The organism is Gammaproteobacteria bacterium, from assembly GCA_024235095.1.
Classification (GTDB): Bacteria; Pseudomonadota; Gammaproteobacteria; order Competibacterales; family Competibacteraceae; genus UBA2383.
On sequence record JACKNC010000002.1, the window covers coordinates 17,595 to 33,902 of the forward strand.

The window sequence follows — 16,308 nt, forward strand, 5'->3', positions numbered from 1 at the left end:
GACCTTGAGAGCGAACATTGGATGCATACACCACATACCGCGGCTACCAGCCACCGCGGAATTTGACGAGCCGCAATTGGTTTTCCAGCGCGCTCAGGTTGTTCACTGCCGTGCCTTGTCCCTGGAGCACATTATGCACAGCGTCCCAAAAGTAGGTCGTCACCGCCATGTAGTCTTCACCGGTCTGGGGGACGGGACGGGCCACCGCGTTCTCCACGATGGGTCGCAGCGTGGCGAAAAACGGAGTGGCCGCCAGAACCTCGGGGTCTTCATACAAACGCATGATGGTCGGCGGATAGGAACCCACGACGGCGCGCTGTTTCTGGACCGCTTCGCTGGTCAGATAGCGCACCAGATCGGCTGCTGCCGCCGGGTTCCTGGAATACTTGGAGACGGCGAGTTGCCAACCGCCCAAGGTGCTGGCGGACACGCCTTTAACCCCGCCCCGGGGCAGCGGCGCCACCTCGACCTTGCCGGCCACCGGGCTATCCTTGGCGTTGAGCAAGGCCCAGGCATAGGGCCAGTTGCGCATGAACACGGCGTTGCCGAGCTGGAACACTCGACGCGCGTCTTCCTCGTTGAAGGAAATCACGCGCGGCGGCGCGACCGTGTTGATCCAGCTTGCCGCCCGGGCGATCGCCATCACCGCCTGGGGATTGTCGATCGTGATGGCGCCATCCGCGCCGACCACCGTGCCGCCGCCATAGGCGGCGATCCACTCCAGGGCGTTGCAGGTCAAACCCTCGTAGGCCGCGCCCTGGAATACATAGCCCCACATCTCCGCCTGACCTGCCTTGCGCTCCTGGGTCTGGACATACAGCGCGACATCCATCAATTCCGACCAGTCTTGCGGCACGGACAGTCCATATTTTTCCAGCAGGTCCTTGCGGTAATACAGCAAACCCACGTCGGTGAACCAGGGCATGCCCACCAGGCGACCGTCGATCGTGTTGTTCGCCACGATCGCCGGAAAATGCCGCTGAATGTCTTCCTGGCTGATGTATTGTTTCAGATCGACGAAATGCTTGGCCAGCAGCCCTGGCCAGATGACGTCGATTTGGTATACGTCGGTGCGGCTGTCGCCCCGGCCCAGATCGATCAAATACTGAAAATAGCGTTCGTTGCTTTTTTCCGGGGGGGTGGTCACCGTGACGTGGTGGCCGGTTTCCTTGGCCCAGGCGCTGGTGGCCTGCTTGCAGAAGTCCTGCTCCTGACCGACCGCGCCGCAGGAAATGGTCAGGTTCACCGCCGAGGCGGAGAGCGAGACCGTCAGCAGCGCGCCCAAAAACAAAGCCGATAGGGTTGCGTGCATCATCATAGCGTGTCCGTGAATAGGGGTAATTGACTCGGGCGATCCACGGCCGGACCCAGCCCCGTTATTGAATGATGGGCTGAGTCTCGGCGGCGGTCCCGATCAGCCGTTTGAAAGCCCGTCCTTTCTCATTGAACAGGTGGCAGTGGTGAGTCGCCAGGCCGAGCGTGAGTCGGTCACCCATTTTGGCCAGGGCGTCGCCTTCCTGACGCACGATGACCGGATTTTCGATCCCCTGAACCTGAGTGTAGATGAATGAGGATTCGCCCAAATGCTCGATATAGGCGACCTCGGCCTGGACGGTGCTGTCGGCGCCGGTCCCGAGCGTCACATGCTCCGGGCGAATACCCAGCGTCACCGCATCACCGGGGTTGGCGGCCGTGGCATCGACCGCGGCGCGCACCGTCGAACCATCCGGCAGGTTCACGGTGGCGTTGGTGGGTTCGATCCGAGCCAGCCGGCAGTTCAGGAAATTCATCTTGGGCGAACCGATGAAGCCGGCGACGAACAGATTCACCGGATGGTGGTACAAGTCCAAGGGGGGACCAATCTGGGCGACGCTGCCGTCTTCCAGGGTCGCCTGGCCGGCGTTGAGCAGCACGATTTTGTCGGCCAGGGTCATGGCCTCCACCTGATCGTGCGTGACGTAGATCATGCTAGCGCCCAGGTCATGATGTAGCTTGGAAATCTCGATCCGGGTTTGCACCCGCAGCGCCGCGTCCAGATTGGACAGCGGCTCGTCGAACAGGAAGACGCCTGGTTTGCGCACGATGGCCCGGCCGATGGCCACCCGCTGGCGCTGACCACCGGACAGTTCCTTCGGTAAGCGGTCCAGTAGATGCTCCATTTGCAGGATCTTCGCCGCCCAGTGCACGCGGTTCTTGATTTCGTTGCTGTCCTGCTTGGCGAGTTTCAGGCCGAACGCCATGTTGTCGAAAATCGTCATGTGCGGGTACAGGGCGTAGGATTGAAACACCATGGCCACACCGCGCTGCGCGGGGGGCAAGCTGTTGACCTTCTTGCCACCGATCATGAGATCGCCGGAGGTGATATCCTCCAGCCCAGCGACCAGACGCAGCAGGGTGGACTTGCCGCAACCCGAAGGCCTGCGTATTTCACGGGATGACGGCAGGTCGTTTCACGGGATGACGGCAGGTCGTTTCACGGGATGACGGCAGGTCGTTTCACGGGATGACGGCAGGTCGTTTCACGGAAGGCGGCAGGCCATTACACGGAAGGCGGCGGGTTGTTTCGCCAATGAGCAGCGACGCAGGTTAACAACTTGTAGGCTGGTTCCTTTTTTTCCGAGGAGGAACTCATGCCGACTGAGAGGTTATCCATGCGCAAGATTCAAGAAGTGCTTCGTTTGCAGGCGGCGGGCCATAGCCAACCACAAATTGCCCGGAGTTGCGGGATCGGCCGTAGCACGGTCGGAGAGTATCTGCAACGCGCCCGACGAGCGGGCCTGGGTTGGCCCCTGCCCAAGGGCATGATGGCCGATGAATTGGAACGACGGTTGTTTCCGCCGCGCCCCGCCGCTGGGTCTGCGGATCGCGGAAAACCGGATTGGGCCACCGTCCACCAGGAATTACGCCGCCCCGGCGTCACCTTGTGGCTCTTGTGGGAAGAGTACAAAGCCACGCATCCCCAGGGCTATCAATACACCTGGTTCTGCCAGCAGTATCGGGCTTGGGTGGCGCATACCGATGTGGTGATGCGCCAGACCCATCGGGCCGGTGAGAAGGTGTTTGTGGACTACGCCGGTCCCACCGTGCCCATCGTGGACCGCATCACGGGTGAACTCCGCCAGGCCCAAGTGTTTGTTGCGGTGCTGGGCGCCAGCAATTACACCTATGTGGAGGCGACCTGGACCCAAGGACTGGATGACTGGCTCATGGCGCATGTCCGGGCCTTTGCATTTTTCGGCGGTGTCCCGGAAATTGTGGTTCCAGATAATTTGAAAACCGGCGTCCAGACGCCGCACCGCTATGAGCCCGACCTCAACCCCAGTTATCTGGAGTTAGCCGCCCATTATGGCGTCGCGGTGATCCCCGCGCGTGTCCGAAAACCGCGTGATAAAGCCAAAGCGGAAAGTGGCGTGCTCGTGGTGGAACGCTGGATTCTGGCCCGCTTGCGCCATCGGACTCTGTTCAGTCTCGACGAACTCAACACGGTCATCCGCGAACTGCGCGACGCCCTCAATCAGCGCGCCTTCAAAAAACTCCCCGGTTCCCGTCAGCATTGGTTTGCAACGCTGGAACAACCGGCGTTGCGTCCCTTACCGGCCGAACCCTACGTGTTCGCGCAATGGAAAAAAGCGCGCGTCAACATTGACTATCACATTGACATCGAGCGCCATTACTATTCGGTCCCCTACCTCCTGGTGCGCCAGGAAGTGGAGGTGCGCCTGACCGCCACCACGGTCGAGGTCTTCCATCAACGTCAGCGGGTGGCTTGTCATCGCCGCCATCCGCAGCCTGGTCGCCATACCACCGTAACCGCCCACATGCCCAAAGCCCATCGGGAGTACGCCGAATGGACGCCCGAACGGTTAGTGCGCTGGGCTCACCAGACCGGCCCCCACACGGCGACTCTAGTGGAACGTATCCTGGCCACGCGGCCCCATCCTCAGCAGGGCTACCGCTCGTGCTTGGGCATCTTGCGTCTGGGCAAAGCCTATGGCGCCGACCGCTTGGAGGCCGCCTGTCAGCGCGCGTTAGCCATTGGGGGACTGAGTTACAAGAGCATCGAGTCGATTCTCAAGCATGGCCTGGACCAGCAACGCCTCCCGGATGCGGGGACTTCGCCACCGCCCATCCCTTCGACCGCGACCCACGCGAACGTGCGCGGCGCACGCTATTACCAATAACCCAGGAGCCTCCGCCATGCTGAAACAACCCCTTCTCGATCAACTGCACACCTTGAAACTCAGCGGCATGCGTCAGGCCTTGCACGAGCAACTCCAGATGCCCGATAGCGATCAGCTCAGCTTTACGGATCGCTTGAGTCTCCTGGTTGATCGCGAACTGACCGAACGCGCGAATCGTCGCCTCCAGTACCGCTTACAGCAAGCCCGTTTGCCCCAGCAAGCCTGCCGGGAAGACCTGGATTACCAACATCCCCGGGGCCTGGATAAAACCCTCATCCAGCATCTGCTCGGTGAACGCTGGCTTGTGGAGCATCTCAACTGCCTGATTACCGGCCCCACCGGCGTGGGGAAAACATGGATTGCTTGTGCCTTGGCTCAGCATGCGTGTCGTCTGGGCTATACCGCGCGCTATGTCCGTTTGCCCCGCTTGCTCCCTGAACTGGCGTTGGCCCGCGCCGATGGCCGCTATCCCAAGCTGCTACGCGAGTACGCTAAAGCACACGTGTTGGTCATCGATGACTGGGGCTTAACACCGCTCACCAGCGAGGGCCGCCGTGATCTTCTGGAAATCCTCGATGACCGGCATCACCGTCAATCCACCCTCGTGACCAGCCAGTTGCCCGTGGCAAGCTGGCACGCCTATCTGGACGAACCCACTCTGGCTGATGCCCTCCTCGATCGGCTCGTCCATAACGCCTACACCCTCAACCTGACCGGAGAATCCTTACGAAAACGTAAAACCCCCTTGACGAACTCCATCACGGAACAGTAAACACTCATCCACTGCGTCGCTGCGCTCCGACCGAGTGAAATACGCTGCCGCCTTCGACTGAACTCGCCGGCCGTCATCCCGTGAAATGGATGGCCGGCATCAGTGAAATACGCAAAGGCCCGACGAAGACGGCAAACTCGCCTTCCTCGATGTCAAGATCGACGCGCTCGATGACCCGAACCTCCTTGAAGGACTTGTAAACATTGCGCATGCGAATATCTGCCATCGTGGATCACTCCTCAAACTGGTCAATCGTTATTGTTTGGGCGGACCGGCGAGCCGCGCCACCCATCGTTGGCGTTCGGACCAGCGCTAACCCTTGACGGCGCCCGCCGTCAGGCCGGACACGATGCGCCGCTGGAAGATCAGCACCAGGACCACCACCGGCAAGGTGACGATCACCGAAGCCGCCATGATGTTGCCCCAGGGCAGCTCGTACTGGCTGGCGCCGCTGATCAGGGCAATGGCGACCGGCACGGTGCGCTGCTCGTTGGTCAGGGTGAAGGTCAGGGCGAACAGGAACTCGTTCCAGGCGGCGATGAAGGCCAGCAATCCGGTGGTGACCAGCGCTGGCCACATCAGCGGTAGGAACACCTTGAAGATGATCTGCCAGGGATTAGCGCCGTCCATGATCGCCGCCTCCTCCAGTTCCCTGGGTAGATCGCGCATGAAGGTGGTCAGCACCCATACGGTGAACGGCAGGGTAAAGATCATGTAGGAGATCACCAGGCCCAGCAGATTGTTGTACAACCCAAAGCCTCGAATCAGTTCGAACATGCCGGACAGCACCGCCACCTGCGGGAACATCGACACGCCAAGCACGGTCAGCAGCAGCAGGCCCCGCCCGCGGAATTGCACCCGCCCCAGGGCGAACGCCGCCGTCACCCCGAAGAACAGCGACAGCACCACGACGGAAAAGGACACCAGCACCGAATTTAGCAGGTTGTATGCAAACGGCTGTTCGCGAAACACCGACACGTAGTTGTCCCAATTCCAGGTCACGGGAAAGTAATCCACGCTGAACAATTCGGAACCGGCTTTCAGCGAGGTGACGATGGCGTAGTAAAACGGAAATACCGCATACAGAATGATCGCCGCCACCAGTAGATAAAAACCGACCAGACCCAGGAACCGTTTCATCGCCTACCTCCCTTCAAAACGAACGCGGCCAAAGGTGATGTACAGTACGGTGCACAGGGCCACAGTCAGGAACAACAGCGTTGACGCCGCCGAGCCGTAGCCCACCGCCTGGAAGTCCACCAGTTGCTGGCGGGCGTAGACCGACATCGACATGGTGTCCTTGCTGTTGGAGGTCAGCACGTAGATCAGGTCGAAGATGCGCAACGCGTCCAGCAGGCGGAAGATCACCGCCACCATCAGCGCGGGCTTGATCAGCGGCAGGGTCACCTTGAAAAACACCCGGACCGGATGAATACCGTCGACCCGCGCCGCCTCGTAACAGTCGGTGGGCAGCATCTGCAAGGCGGCCAGGATCAGCAGCGCCATGAACGGGGTGGTTTTCCACACATCGACCAGGATCACCGCCGTCAGGGCCAGATCGGGGCTGGCTGTCCACGCCAAGGGGGCGGAAATCAGCCCCAGACCGAGCAGCATGTGATTGAGGATGCCGAACTGGTCGTGCATCATCCAGCCCCACATCTTGGCCGACACGATGGTCGGAATCGCCCAGGGGATCAGCACCGCCGCCCGGACCAGGCTCCGTCCCTTGAAGGAGGCGTTGAGCACCAGGGCGACGATCAGCCCCAGGATGGTTTCCAGAGTGACGGAGATCGCCGAGAACTTTAGGGTGTTCCAAACCGCGTTCCACCATTCGCCGTCGGCTAGTACGCCGTACCATTCGCCGTCGACGTAGGTGAGATAGTTTTCCAAACCGATGAAGCGGGCGCTGCCCAGATCGGACAGATTGGCGTTGGTAAAACTGAACCAGATGGTGCGGAACAGCGGCCAACCGGCCACCAGCGCCAGCAGAACCAGCATCGGCGCCAGAAATAGCCACGCCGCCCGCACGCGGCTGCGGGTGAGTTGGGACCGTTGCGGTTGGGTTAGGTTGCCGGCCATGTCCGCTGGGCAGTCGGCGATTTCGGCTTCTGCGGTAGCCATTATGACCCTCTCGTGAACCTATGAAGCGCCATCGGACAACGGCGGCAACAGTCACGCCGCGCCGCCGGGTTGTTATTGCGGTTTTGGACTCACCACCGGCCGCCGCGGCTCATCCGTTTGAGCGAGCTTTCCAGTTGCGCCAAGCTGGCGTCGGCCTTGGCCCGGCCGGACAACACCCCATGCACGGCGTTCCAGAAATCGTTGCTCACCTGGTTGTACTTGGCGCCGGTGACGGTGGACGGACGCGCCACGGCATTGACGAAGGTGTCGTACAACTCGCCCATGAACGGCGCGGCTTTCAGGATTTCTGGGTCCTTGTAGAGACTTTCGATGGTGGGATTGTAGGCGCCCTGGACGGCGCGGCGCTTCTGCTCTTCGGCGCTGGTCAAATACATGACCAGATCGGCGGCTAGTTTCTGGTTTTTCGAATACTTGGACACGGAAAGCTGCCACCCGCCGAGGGTGGCGGCGCTGCGCCCGTCCGCGCCGCCCTTGGGCAGCGCGCTCACGCCGACCTTATCCTTGATGGCGCTCTCCGACCCCTGCGCCAGCGACCAGGCATAGGGCCAGTTGCGCATGAACACGGCATTGCCGGACTGGAACACGCCGCGGGATTCTTCTTCGGTATAGTTCAGCACGCCTTCGGGCGAGATCGTCTTGACCCAGCCGGCGGCGCCGTTGATGGCGGCGACGGCCTTGGGGTTGTTGATCGTGATCTTGCCGCTTTCGTTGACGATGGCGCCGCCATTGTAGCTCGCCACCCATTCCAGGGCGTCGCAGGTCAGCCCCTCGTAGGCCCGCCCCTGCCAGACGAAACCCCACATTTTGTCGTTGCCCGCGGCTCGCTCGGCGTCCTGGATCTTCTGGGCGGTTTCGGTCAGTTCCTGCCAGGTCTGGGGCGGTTGCGCGTCATATTTGGCCAGCAAGTCCTTGCGGTAGTAGAGCAGACCGGCATCGGTGAACCAGGGCATGGCCACCAGTTTGCCGCCGACGGTGTTGTTCTTGATGATGGCGGGGAAATAGTCTTTCACGACGTCCTTGGCATAGGGGGTGAGATCGATGAAATGGTTGCCCAAAATGCCAGGCCAGACGACGTCGATCTGAAAGACATCTACATCGGAGGCGCCCGCCGCTAGCAGTTGCTGGTACAGCGCCAGGCGTTCCGTGGCCGAATTGGGCGTCGAAATAAGATTGACCTCGTTACCGGTTTTCTTCGCCCAGGCCTCGGCGCCGGTCTTGCAAAATTCCAGTTCCTGCCCGACCGCGCCGCAGGAGATTGAAAGGGTCGCGGCATGGACCTCATTGGCGCTGACCAGCGCCACGCCAAATGCTATGGAAACGAAGAGAGTGGCGGGTTTATAGGTTTTCATGGGTTGCTCCTCACAGTGGCTTATCAGGCTACAACAATGGAATTATCACTCAAGCATTTGTTTTAGCAAATTTTTTTGTCAATTAATATTATTAATTTGCAATAATTAGTTCATCACTTTCCATAATAAAATTATGGTTGCTATTTTAGATTTATCATCTGATCTTCGAAAAAAACGAACACCGTCCGCCGGAACTTAGCACAGGCGGTGGACACGCGCTTCGTAAGGCCGCAGGATAGCCGGCGGATGTCTTCCCCGGCATCCACCGGATAGTTAGCGACTAACAACTCATTCCCTTGGAAGTCGAGATCGCCAGAAGGAGCGAAGACGGGCCGTTCGGCACTGAAGTTCAGAACCACCAGCAGGCGGTCGTTCTTCCAGCTACGGGTGAAGGCGTAGACCAGTTTGTGGGTGTCCTGAGATTAGGTCATAGACGCCGTCGCCCAGAACATGTGATGCTGGGGACCGGCGCGGATAGCAGTGTCCAGACTGAGGTCGCCTTTGTCGAGCATTTAGGCGAATCTTTCTTTCTCTGGGATCGAGAACCCTGGTCACCGTGCGTTAGGAAGGCGACACGTTGGCCAGAATGGGCGATCACCTCACGCTGGGCCTGGCCACTCAGCACTGCCATTTGTTTAATGACCAGGGACGAGCGTTCAAACGGGACCAAAATCGACGAATGCTATTTCAAAGATCACATTAACACTACATCATATTGCTCACGGGTATACAGCACTTCCGCTTGAAACTTGATAGGTATATCAATAAATGCTTCCAGTTGCGCCACGCTGTGTGATTCCTGATCCAGCATCACATCCACCACATCCGGCGCGGCCAGCACCACGAACTGGCGCGGCGAGTATTGGCGGGCCTCGCGCAACAGTTCACGGAAAATTTCATAGCACACCGTCTCTGCCGTCTTAATGGAACCGCGTCCATCGCACAGCGGACATGGCTCACATAGAATCTGTCCCAGACTCTCGCGGGTGCGCTTGCGCGTCATTTCCACTAACCCCAGAGGCGAGACTTGGGAAATATGACTTTTGGCGCGATCCTTTTCCAGATGTTTTTCCAGCGCCTTCAGCACAGCCTGGCGGTGTTCTTCGCTAGCCATGTCAATGAAATCCAGAATAATAATCCCACCCAAGTTACGCAGCCGCAGCTGTCGAGCGATTGCCGCCGCGGCTTCCAAGTTGGTCTTGAAAATCGTCTCTTCCAGATTGCGATGTCCGACATAAGCGCCGGTATTTACGTCAATCGTGGTCATGGCCTCGGTTTGATCGACCACCAGATAACCACCTGACTTCAAGTGAACTTTTTTGCCAAGCGCTCGCTGAATTTCATCGTCGATGCCATACAATTCGAAAATCGGCCGTTCGCCGGGGTAATGTTCCAGGCGCGAGACCATTTCTGGAACGAATTTTTCAGCGAATTGCAACATGCGTTGACTGGTTTCGCGCGAATCGATCCGCACCTTTTCCACATTATCGCCGACAAAATCACGCAGCACCCGCAGCACCAGCGGTAGATCTTCATACAATGTCATGATACCGCTGGTTTCGCGGATCCGATCCTGAATGGAGCTCCACAAGCGTTGCAGGAATTGCATATCGGCGCGCAATGCCCAAGCCTCTATGCCTTCCGCCGCGGTGCGCACGATATAGCCGCCGCCAAACTCGGCGCGGAAGGCATTGACGACCTCCTTCAAACGTTGCCGTTCGCGTTCGCCGTCGATTTTGACGGATACGCCCGCCACGTCGGAATCAGCCAGGAATACCAGGAACCGGGATGGCAATGTGATGTGGGTAGTCAACCGCGCGCCCTTGGTGCCGATCGGGTCCTTGATCACCTGCACCACTAATTCCTGACCCTCGCGCACCAAGTCGGTAATCACCGGCATAGCCGCGCCTCCAGCAAGGTGAGGGGGAGTATCAGGAAGACAGGATTCAAACCGGCATTCGGGACGGATATCGGAGACGTGCAGAAATGCAGCCCGTTCCAGGCCGATATCCACAAACGCGGCTTCCATGCCTGGCAGCACCCGAGCGACCCGGCCCTTATAAATGTTACCGACCAAGCCGCGCCGGCCTGCTCGTTCGATTAAAATTTCCTGGAGGACGCCGTTCTCTACCACCGCAACCCGGGTTTCGCGAGGGGTGATGTTGATCAGAATTTCGTCGCCCGTGCCGCCTTCGGCGCGTGTGGTCATACCGCGGGTTCCATTTAAAATTTAAAGTTGGATGGTTTCAGAAAATCAGGTCGAATTCGCGCAGCAATTCCGCGGTTTCAAACAGTGGCAGGCCCATCACTCCAGAGTAACTGCCGCGCAGTTCCGCAATGAACATTGCCGCGCGACCCTGGATGCCATAGCCGCCAGCTTTATCGCAAGGTTCGCCGGTTTCCCAGTAGGCCACGCATTCGGCGTGGGTCAATTCGCGAAAACGGACCCGGCTCTCCTGGATTTTGACCGCGATTCGCGTTGGGGTTGCCAGGGCCACCGCGCTCAAAACCCGATGTTCGCAACCGGACAGGCGCGCCAGCATGGCCAAGCCCTCCTCCCGGTCACGCGGCTTGCCGAGAATCGTCCCGTCGCTGACTACTGATGTATCTGCACCCAGCACCGGCGCCAACTTTCTGCGTCCCAGGATTTGCGCGCCGGTTTGTGCCTTGGCCCGCGCTAGGCGAGCGACATAATCATGGGCGCATTCTTCGAGCCGCGGCATCTCGTCCACTTCGACCCGCAACAGACGATAAGCTATGCCAATCTGGCGCAACAGTTCGCGGCGACGCGGCGATGCGGAAGCAAGGTAGATGAAAGACATGGCGAGGTTTATAATGGCTTGATACTCTGGCACAAGATTAACTATCCAGATTCGTGATTGGGGAATGCACAGGAATGTGTAGCCAGGATGGGGCATAGCGGAGTCCAGGCTAGCCCGGCCAAGGAGAGGGAAAACTGTTGGTCCGGATATTACTGTGAAAAACTATAGCTTAAAGCATGGCTCATTGATTGCCGTTCGGGATACATACCCCGCAGCTTGCTGCGAGGTATCGTCTGTTAAATACCCCGTAGCTTGCTGCGGGGTCGTTTATTGGGTTTTAGACGGTCTCGACAGAATTTAACAGCCCTGCTTTCAGGGAGGGGAGGATGTCAAGAACGTACTCCTTGCAAGACTTCAACCCCAGGTCCCGGCTAGAACCGTGGCTGGTTCCGCCAGCGATTGAAAGCGCGCCAGCCGGACCGTGTTGCGCTGGCGATGCCCCAGGAGCGGCATGAGTCCCCTGGCCAGCGTCGCTTGCATCGCCCGTTCGCCCAGCAGCGCCTCGGTCGCCGGTTGCATGACCCGTTCACCTGCCTCTTCGTAGATATGCGCCGGTAGATCGTCCAATTCCAGCACATCGCCTGGACTGAAGTCCCAACCCCTTTCCACGAACGCTGCGGCAATCAGTCGCGCGCAGACGAAAGCTGGATTGCCCCACAGATAGGCCTCAGCATCGCGACCGCCGGGCATTTCCTCGAATTCGATATGTTCCAGCGCATCGGTCTTGCGACCATAGGGCAGCCGCAACAAGACTCGTGGCAAGGCCAACCCTAGCCAGGAAGCTATCTCGCAACGCCGCAGGGCCTGCCAATTCTCTTCCTGGCCAGTATCCAACGTTTCCCACTGCCCTGGGTCAGTCAGCGCCGCCGCCGAGTCTGCGCCAAGTAATTCCGGGGCGGCCTCGGCCAAAAAGGAGCCGCCGGCGTGAGCGGCCAATGAACCCAGGGCTGCCAGCAGGGCGATGTCTTCCGGGCCGGCGGCGAAGCGGTAGTCGCCGACCAGCAGCGACCAGGATGGTCCATCTGGCATCCGCGCACCCTGGTCGATCAGCAGAGTATAAAGGCTGGTGGCTTTTGGATCGCCGCCGGCGCTGCGCAGATCGGTCAGTAATTCCTGTCGGGTAACGTCAAGCAGGGAGACGCGCACTGCATCGCTGTCCAGATCAGCGATCAAGCCCTGTAAGCTGCGCCAGGTCGCTTCCAGGGCCTGGAACGCCGGTTGATGCAGGATCATGCGCAGCTGATCGCCAATCGTCGCATCCACCGCTGCGACCCAGGCGGGTTGTCGTGCGTCGGTATGGACGATGTGCGGTTGCACAATCGCTTGCACCAGGGATTGAATGGCGGCTGCGCCTGCGTCAGTAGGTCGCGCCGCCACCGGTTGCGTCGGCGCTTGTCCCAGTAACCGTTCTAGCAATTCGGCCTCGCCCTCGGTCGGCGCTGGCTCATTCTGGATGGTCCCGATGGGCGGCGAGGGGGTCAATTCGGCGACGGCCTGGGCAAAACTGGCCGGGTTCAACAACCGGGCGCGGGTTCGGCGCAACGCTTGAAACACATCCAACCGCTGGTAAAGCGCGTCGGGGTGAAAATCATCGAGTTGGTTGAACCCAATGGTCAACGCCGCGCCGTGATCGAGCGTTGGCGTCAGCCGCAGTTTCGGCGCCAACCGGGCCATCACTGCATCCAGATTGTCTACATCGACCGCCAACAGGGGGCGGTTGGCCAGATCGATCAGCGGACCGGGCGCTTCCCGATGGGCGCGGGCGCTAAAATCGGCCATGATCAGGATGTGTAATGGCGTCGCTGGATTCCGGCGGGTCGGCGAGTTTATTCTGGATTTGGGTACGTTAAACTGGAATTCCATTCGACCTGGCATGGTTTTTGTTCCCCCATCAGGAAAATACAGAACGATCAGTAAGTCTAACTGCATTTTACCCCTTTGAGGGCAACTTCCCGACCAGAATTTGCTGCTAAACTCATATTCATTCAGTTGCGCTTGGGGTGGCTCCTGGTAACCCCCTGCAATCTTGACAAGCGCTACTCCCTTTTGGAGTCTGGAACCATGTCTGCCACGCAAAAACACCGGATATTCGCGGTCAACACCCCGCTCGGCGAGGATGTTCTGCTTTTCTATCGCATGATTGCGACCGAGCAACTCGGACGGTTGTTCGAGTATGAGTTGGAGATGCTCAGCGAGCGCACCGATATTGAATTAACGGAAGTGCTCGGCAAGAACATGACGGTGCGCATGCAGTTGCCGGAAGCGCGCGGTAGCGGAACCCGCTACTTCAACGGTTTCGTCACCCGCTTTAGCTACCTGGGCATGCGGGGTATGCGCTATGGGGCGTATCGGGCCACCCTTAGCCCCTGGCTATGGTTCCTGACCCGTACTTCAGATTGTCGGATTTTCCAGGACAAGACCATTCCGCAGATCATCGAGGCGATTTTCCAGGAACAGGGCTTCACGGATTTCAAGAAGTCCCTCAGCGGTTCGTATCCGACGCTGGAATACTGCGTGCAGTATCGGGAAACGGATTTCAATTTCGTCAGCCGGTTAATGGAACAGGCTGGGATTTACTACTACTTCAAGCACGAAAACGGTAAGCATCTTATGGTGCTGGCTGATGACTACAGCGCACACGGCGCGTTTCCGAATTACGACGAGGTGCCTTACTATCCACCCGACGTCATGCAGTGGAAGGAACGCGATCATATTTATGAATGGACCATGCAAAAGCAGGTGCAACCCGGGGGATATTCCCTGAACGACTTCGACTTTACCGAACCGACCAAGCCGTTGCGCAAGGTGGTCTCCATGCCCAAGAGTCATGCGATGGCCAAGTTCGAAGTTTACGATTACCCCGGCGAGTACACCGATCCCGGCGATGGCGATAATTACACCAAGATTCGCCTGCAGGAGTTGCTGGCGCAACATGAGATTCTGCAAGGGCTGGGCGTGGCGCGCGGGGTCGCTACCGGCTATCTGTTCAGCCTGACCAACTCCGGACGCCAGGATCAGAATCGCCAGTATCTGGTGGTAAGCGCCAGTTACGAGATGCAATCCGATCCCTATGAATCCATTCCCAATCCGGAATGGGTCGGCAAGCCTTATCAGGTTCGGATTACTGCGATTGACGCTCAGCAACCCTATCGCGCGCCGCGCATTACGCCCAAGCCGGTGGTGCAGGGGCCGCAAACCGCTATCGTGGTTGGTCCCAGCGGCGAGGAGATTTATACCGACCAGTATGGGCGAGTGAAATGCCATTTCCATTGGGATCGGCATGACAGCGCCGACGAAAAAAGCTCCTGCTGGATTCGGGTCGCCCAGAGTTGGGCAGGCAAGAAGTGGGGCGCGCTGTATCTGCCGCGCATTGGCCAGGAGGTGATCGTCGATTTCCTGGAGGGTAATCCCAATTTACCGATCATCACTGGCCGGGTCTACAACGGCGCTAACCTTCCGCCGTATACCCTGCCGGACAAGAAAACCATGTCCACGCTCAAGAGCCTTTCCAGCAAGGGCGGGGACGGATTCAACGAATTCCGTTTCGAGGATGACAAGGGCAAGGAGCAAATCTTTCTGCATGGCGAGCGCGACGAGGATATTCGCATCAAGAACGATGCCCGGGAATGGATCGGCAGCGAGCGACACCTGATCGTCAAGAAAAAACAGTTTGAGCAGGTTGAAGGTGAAAAACATCTCATCGTTAAATCCGGCGATGGCGGCGCAGGAGATCAGTATGAAAAGGTGGCTGGCGAGAAACATCAACAGGTCGTTGGTAATTGCAACCAGAAGATTGATGGTACTCTGTCGCTCAAGGTGGGCATGAACCAGCAGGAGAAGGTGGGGCAGAATCATGCCCTGGATGCCGGCATGGAGATCCATCTCAAGGCCGGAATGAAGGTGGTGATCGAAGCCGGGATGCAGTTGACGATCAAAGCCGGTGCCAGTTTTATTGACCTTGGCCCAACCGGCATTACCATCAGCGGCGCGCCCATGGTGCAAATCGCGGGTAGCCCTATGGTGATGATCAACAGCGGCAGCGGTTCGGCAGGCTCCGGTTCAGGCAGTTCCCCAGATGCGCCGACCGCACCGACCGCACCGCAAGAAGCCGCGGACGATCAAGCTGGTGAAGTAACCAGCGCCGAGGCGAATCCGGTGCAAGCGCCAGCCGCTCAATCCCTGGATTCCGTTACCGTGGGCGGCTATCAGGCGCCACAAGCCAAAGTGCAAAAAAGCGCCGCCCAGTCGGGTGCGCCATTCACCCAGACCACCGAGGAAACGCAGGAACAGCAGCCCGCTCAAGAGCAGCAACACACTCAGGATCAACAGCGGACGCAGGAGCAGCAGCGGACGCAGGAACAACAACGCACCCAGGAAGAGCAGCAACGGACGCAGGAACAGCAGCGTGCTGAGGAGCAGCAGCGCACTCAGCGGTAGATTTGTAGATTTGCAGGGTGGATGAACGCAGCGAAATCCACTGTCCGAAGCACAGACCATGCCCGATGCGGTTTCCATGAATAACTTACAAGAGCATTTGTTTACTCTACCCGAGACCACGGTCTACGCCGTGCTGGATGGCGCATCAGCGCCGAACCTGCCGCAAATGCTGGATCGTTTGCGTGTTGAGTCCGTTTGTCTGTTTCCCGGTGAACTGGAGCCGGATGTAGCTCAGGTTGCTCCCTATCTGGCAGTGTTCAAGCCGGACACGCCATTTGCCGAATGGGTGCTGGAAGAAGGCTGGGGTCGTCATTGGGGGATTTTCGTGGTCAGCCGGGTCAATTTGCGCACCCTGCGCGATCATTTGCGCTCATTTCTGAAGGTCTACGGGCCGGAACTCGAACCCCTGGAATTCCGTTATTACGATCCCCGGGTGCTGCGCATCTATCTGCCAACATGTAACGCCAAGGAATTACGGACGGTGTTTGGCCCGGTATTGCGCTATCTGGTCGAGAGCGAGGAACCAGGTATTCTGTTAAGATTCTCGCTGGATGGCGAACAGCTTGGCAGCGAATCCGTCGCCTTGATGTAGTCAGAGGGAGCAG

Annotated in this window: 12 protein-coding genes and 1 pseudogene; 4 read left to right on the forward strand and 9 right to left on the reverse strand. The window is 58.9% G+C overall.

What is annotated here, in order from left to right; translation table 11 throughout:
* Positions 1-43 precede the first annotated feature (43 nt).
* Together H6973_13270 and H6973_13275 are read right to left on the reverse strand one after the other, a co-directional pair.
* Complete coding sequence (locus H6973_13270) at positions 44-1,318, reverse strand: ABC transporter substrate-binding protein (GenBank protein MCP5126559.1); 1,275 nt, start codon at positions 1,316-1,318, stop codon at positions 44-46.
* Between the two features lie 58 nt (positions 1,319-1,376).
* A pseudogene (locus tag H6973_13275) lies at positions 1,377-2,417 on the reverse strand (ATP-binding cassette domain-containing protein).
* A 234-nt stretch (positions 2,418-2,651) separates the two neighbouring features.
* Between H6973_13275 and H6973_13280 the strand changes: the two are divergent.
* Entirely contained in the window at positions 2,652-4,181 is a 1,530-nt protein-coding gene (locus H6973_13280; protein MCP5126560.1) for an IS21 family transposase, read from the forward strand.
* A gap of 16 nt (positions 4,182-4,197) precedes the next feature.
* A complete protein-coding gene (locus H6973_13285; GenBank protein ID MCP5126561.1) occupies positions 4,198-4,953 on the forward strand; it encodes an ATP-binding protein in 756 nt (251 codons plus the stop codon).
* Positions 4,954-5,026: 73 nt separating this feature from the next.
* Here H6973_13285 and H6973_13290 read toward each other — a convergent pair whose 3' ends face one another.
* From H6973_13290 to H6973_13320, 7 genes are all read right to left on the reverse strand, one after another.
* Positions 5,027-5,179, reverse strand: coding sequence for a hypothetical protein (locus H6973_13290; protein ID MCP5126562.1), 153 nt, complete (start codon positions 5,177-5,179; stop codon positions 5,027-5,029).
* Positions 5,180-5,265: 86 nt separating this feature from the next.
* A complete protein-coding gene (locus H6973_13295) occupies positions 5,266-6,093 on the reverse strand; it encodes a carbohydrate ABC transporter permease (GenBank protein ID MCP5126563.1) in 828 nt (275 codons plus the stop codon).
* A 3-nt stretch (positions 6,094-6,096) separates the two neighbouring features.
* Complete coding sequence (locus H6973_13300) at positions 6,097-7,074, reverse strand: sugar ABC transporter permease (GenBank protein MCP5126564.1); 978 nt, start codon at positions 7,072-7,074, stop codon at positions 6,097-6,099.
* Between the two features lie 89 nt (positions 7,075-7,163).
* Complete coding sequence (locus H6973_13305; GenBank protein ID MCP5126565.1) at positions 7,164-8,444, reverse strand: ABC transporter substrate-binding protein; 1,281 nt, start codon at positions 8,442-8,444, stop codon at positions 7,164-7,166.
* 694 nt (positions 8,445-9,138) lie between these two features.
* Positions 9,139-10,653: a ribonuclease G gene (rng, locus tag H6973_13310; GenBank protein ID MCP5126566.1), complete on the reverse strand. Its 1,515-nt coding sequence runs from the start codon at positions 10,651-10,653 to the stop codon at positions 9,139-9,141.
* A gap of 37 nt (positions 10,654-10,690) precedes the next feature.
* Positions 10,691-11,266, reverse strand: a complete 576-nt coding sequence (gene maf, locus H6973_13315; GenBank protein ID MCP5126567.1) for a septum formation inhibitor Maf — start codon at positions 11,264-11,266, stop codon at positions 10,691-10,693.
* 354 nt (positions 11,267-11,620) lie between these two features.
* Positions 11,621-13,141 carry a type VI secretion system contractile sheath large subunit gene (locus H6973_13320; GenBank protein ID MCP5126568.1) on the reverse strand — a complete coding sequence of 507 codons (1,521 nt, stop codon included), beginning with the start codon at positions 13,139-13,141 and terminating at the stop codon, positions 11,621-11,623.
* Positions 13,142-13,327: 186 nt separating this feature from the next.
* Between H6973_13320 and H6973_13325 the strand changes: the two genes are divergently transcribed.
* Positions 13,328-15,703, forward strand: a complete 2,376-nt coding sequence (locus tag H6973_13325; protein MCP5126569.1) for a type VI secretion system tip protein VgrG — start codon at positions 13,328-13,330, stop codon at positions 15,701-15,703.
* A gap of 76 nt (positions 15,704-15,779) precedes the next feature.
* On the forward strand, positions 15,780-16,295 hold the full coding sequence (locus H6973_13330; protein ID MCP5126570.1) for a DUF4123 domain-containing protein: 516 nt from the start codon (positions 15,780-15,782) through the stop codon (positions 16,293-16,295).
* Positions 16,296-16,308 lie beyond the last annotated feature (13 nt).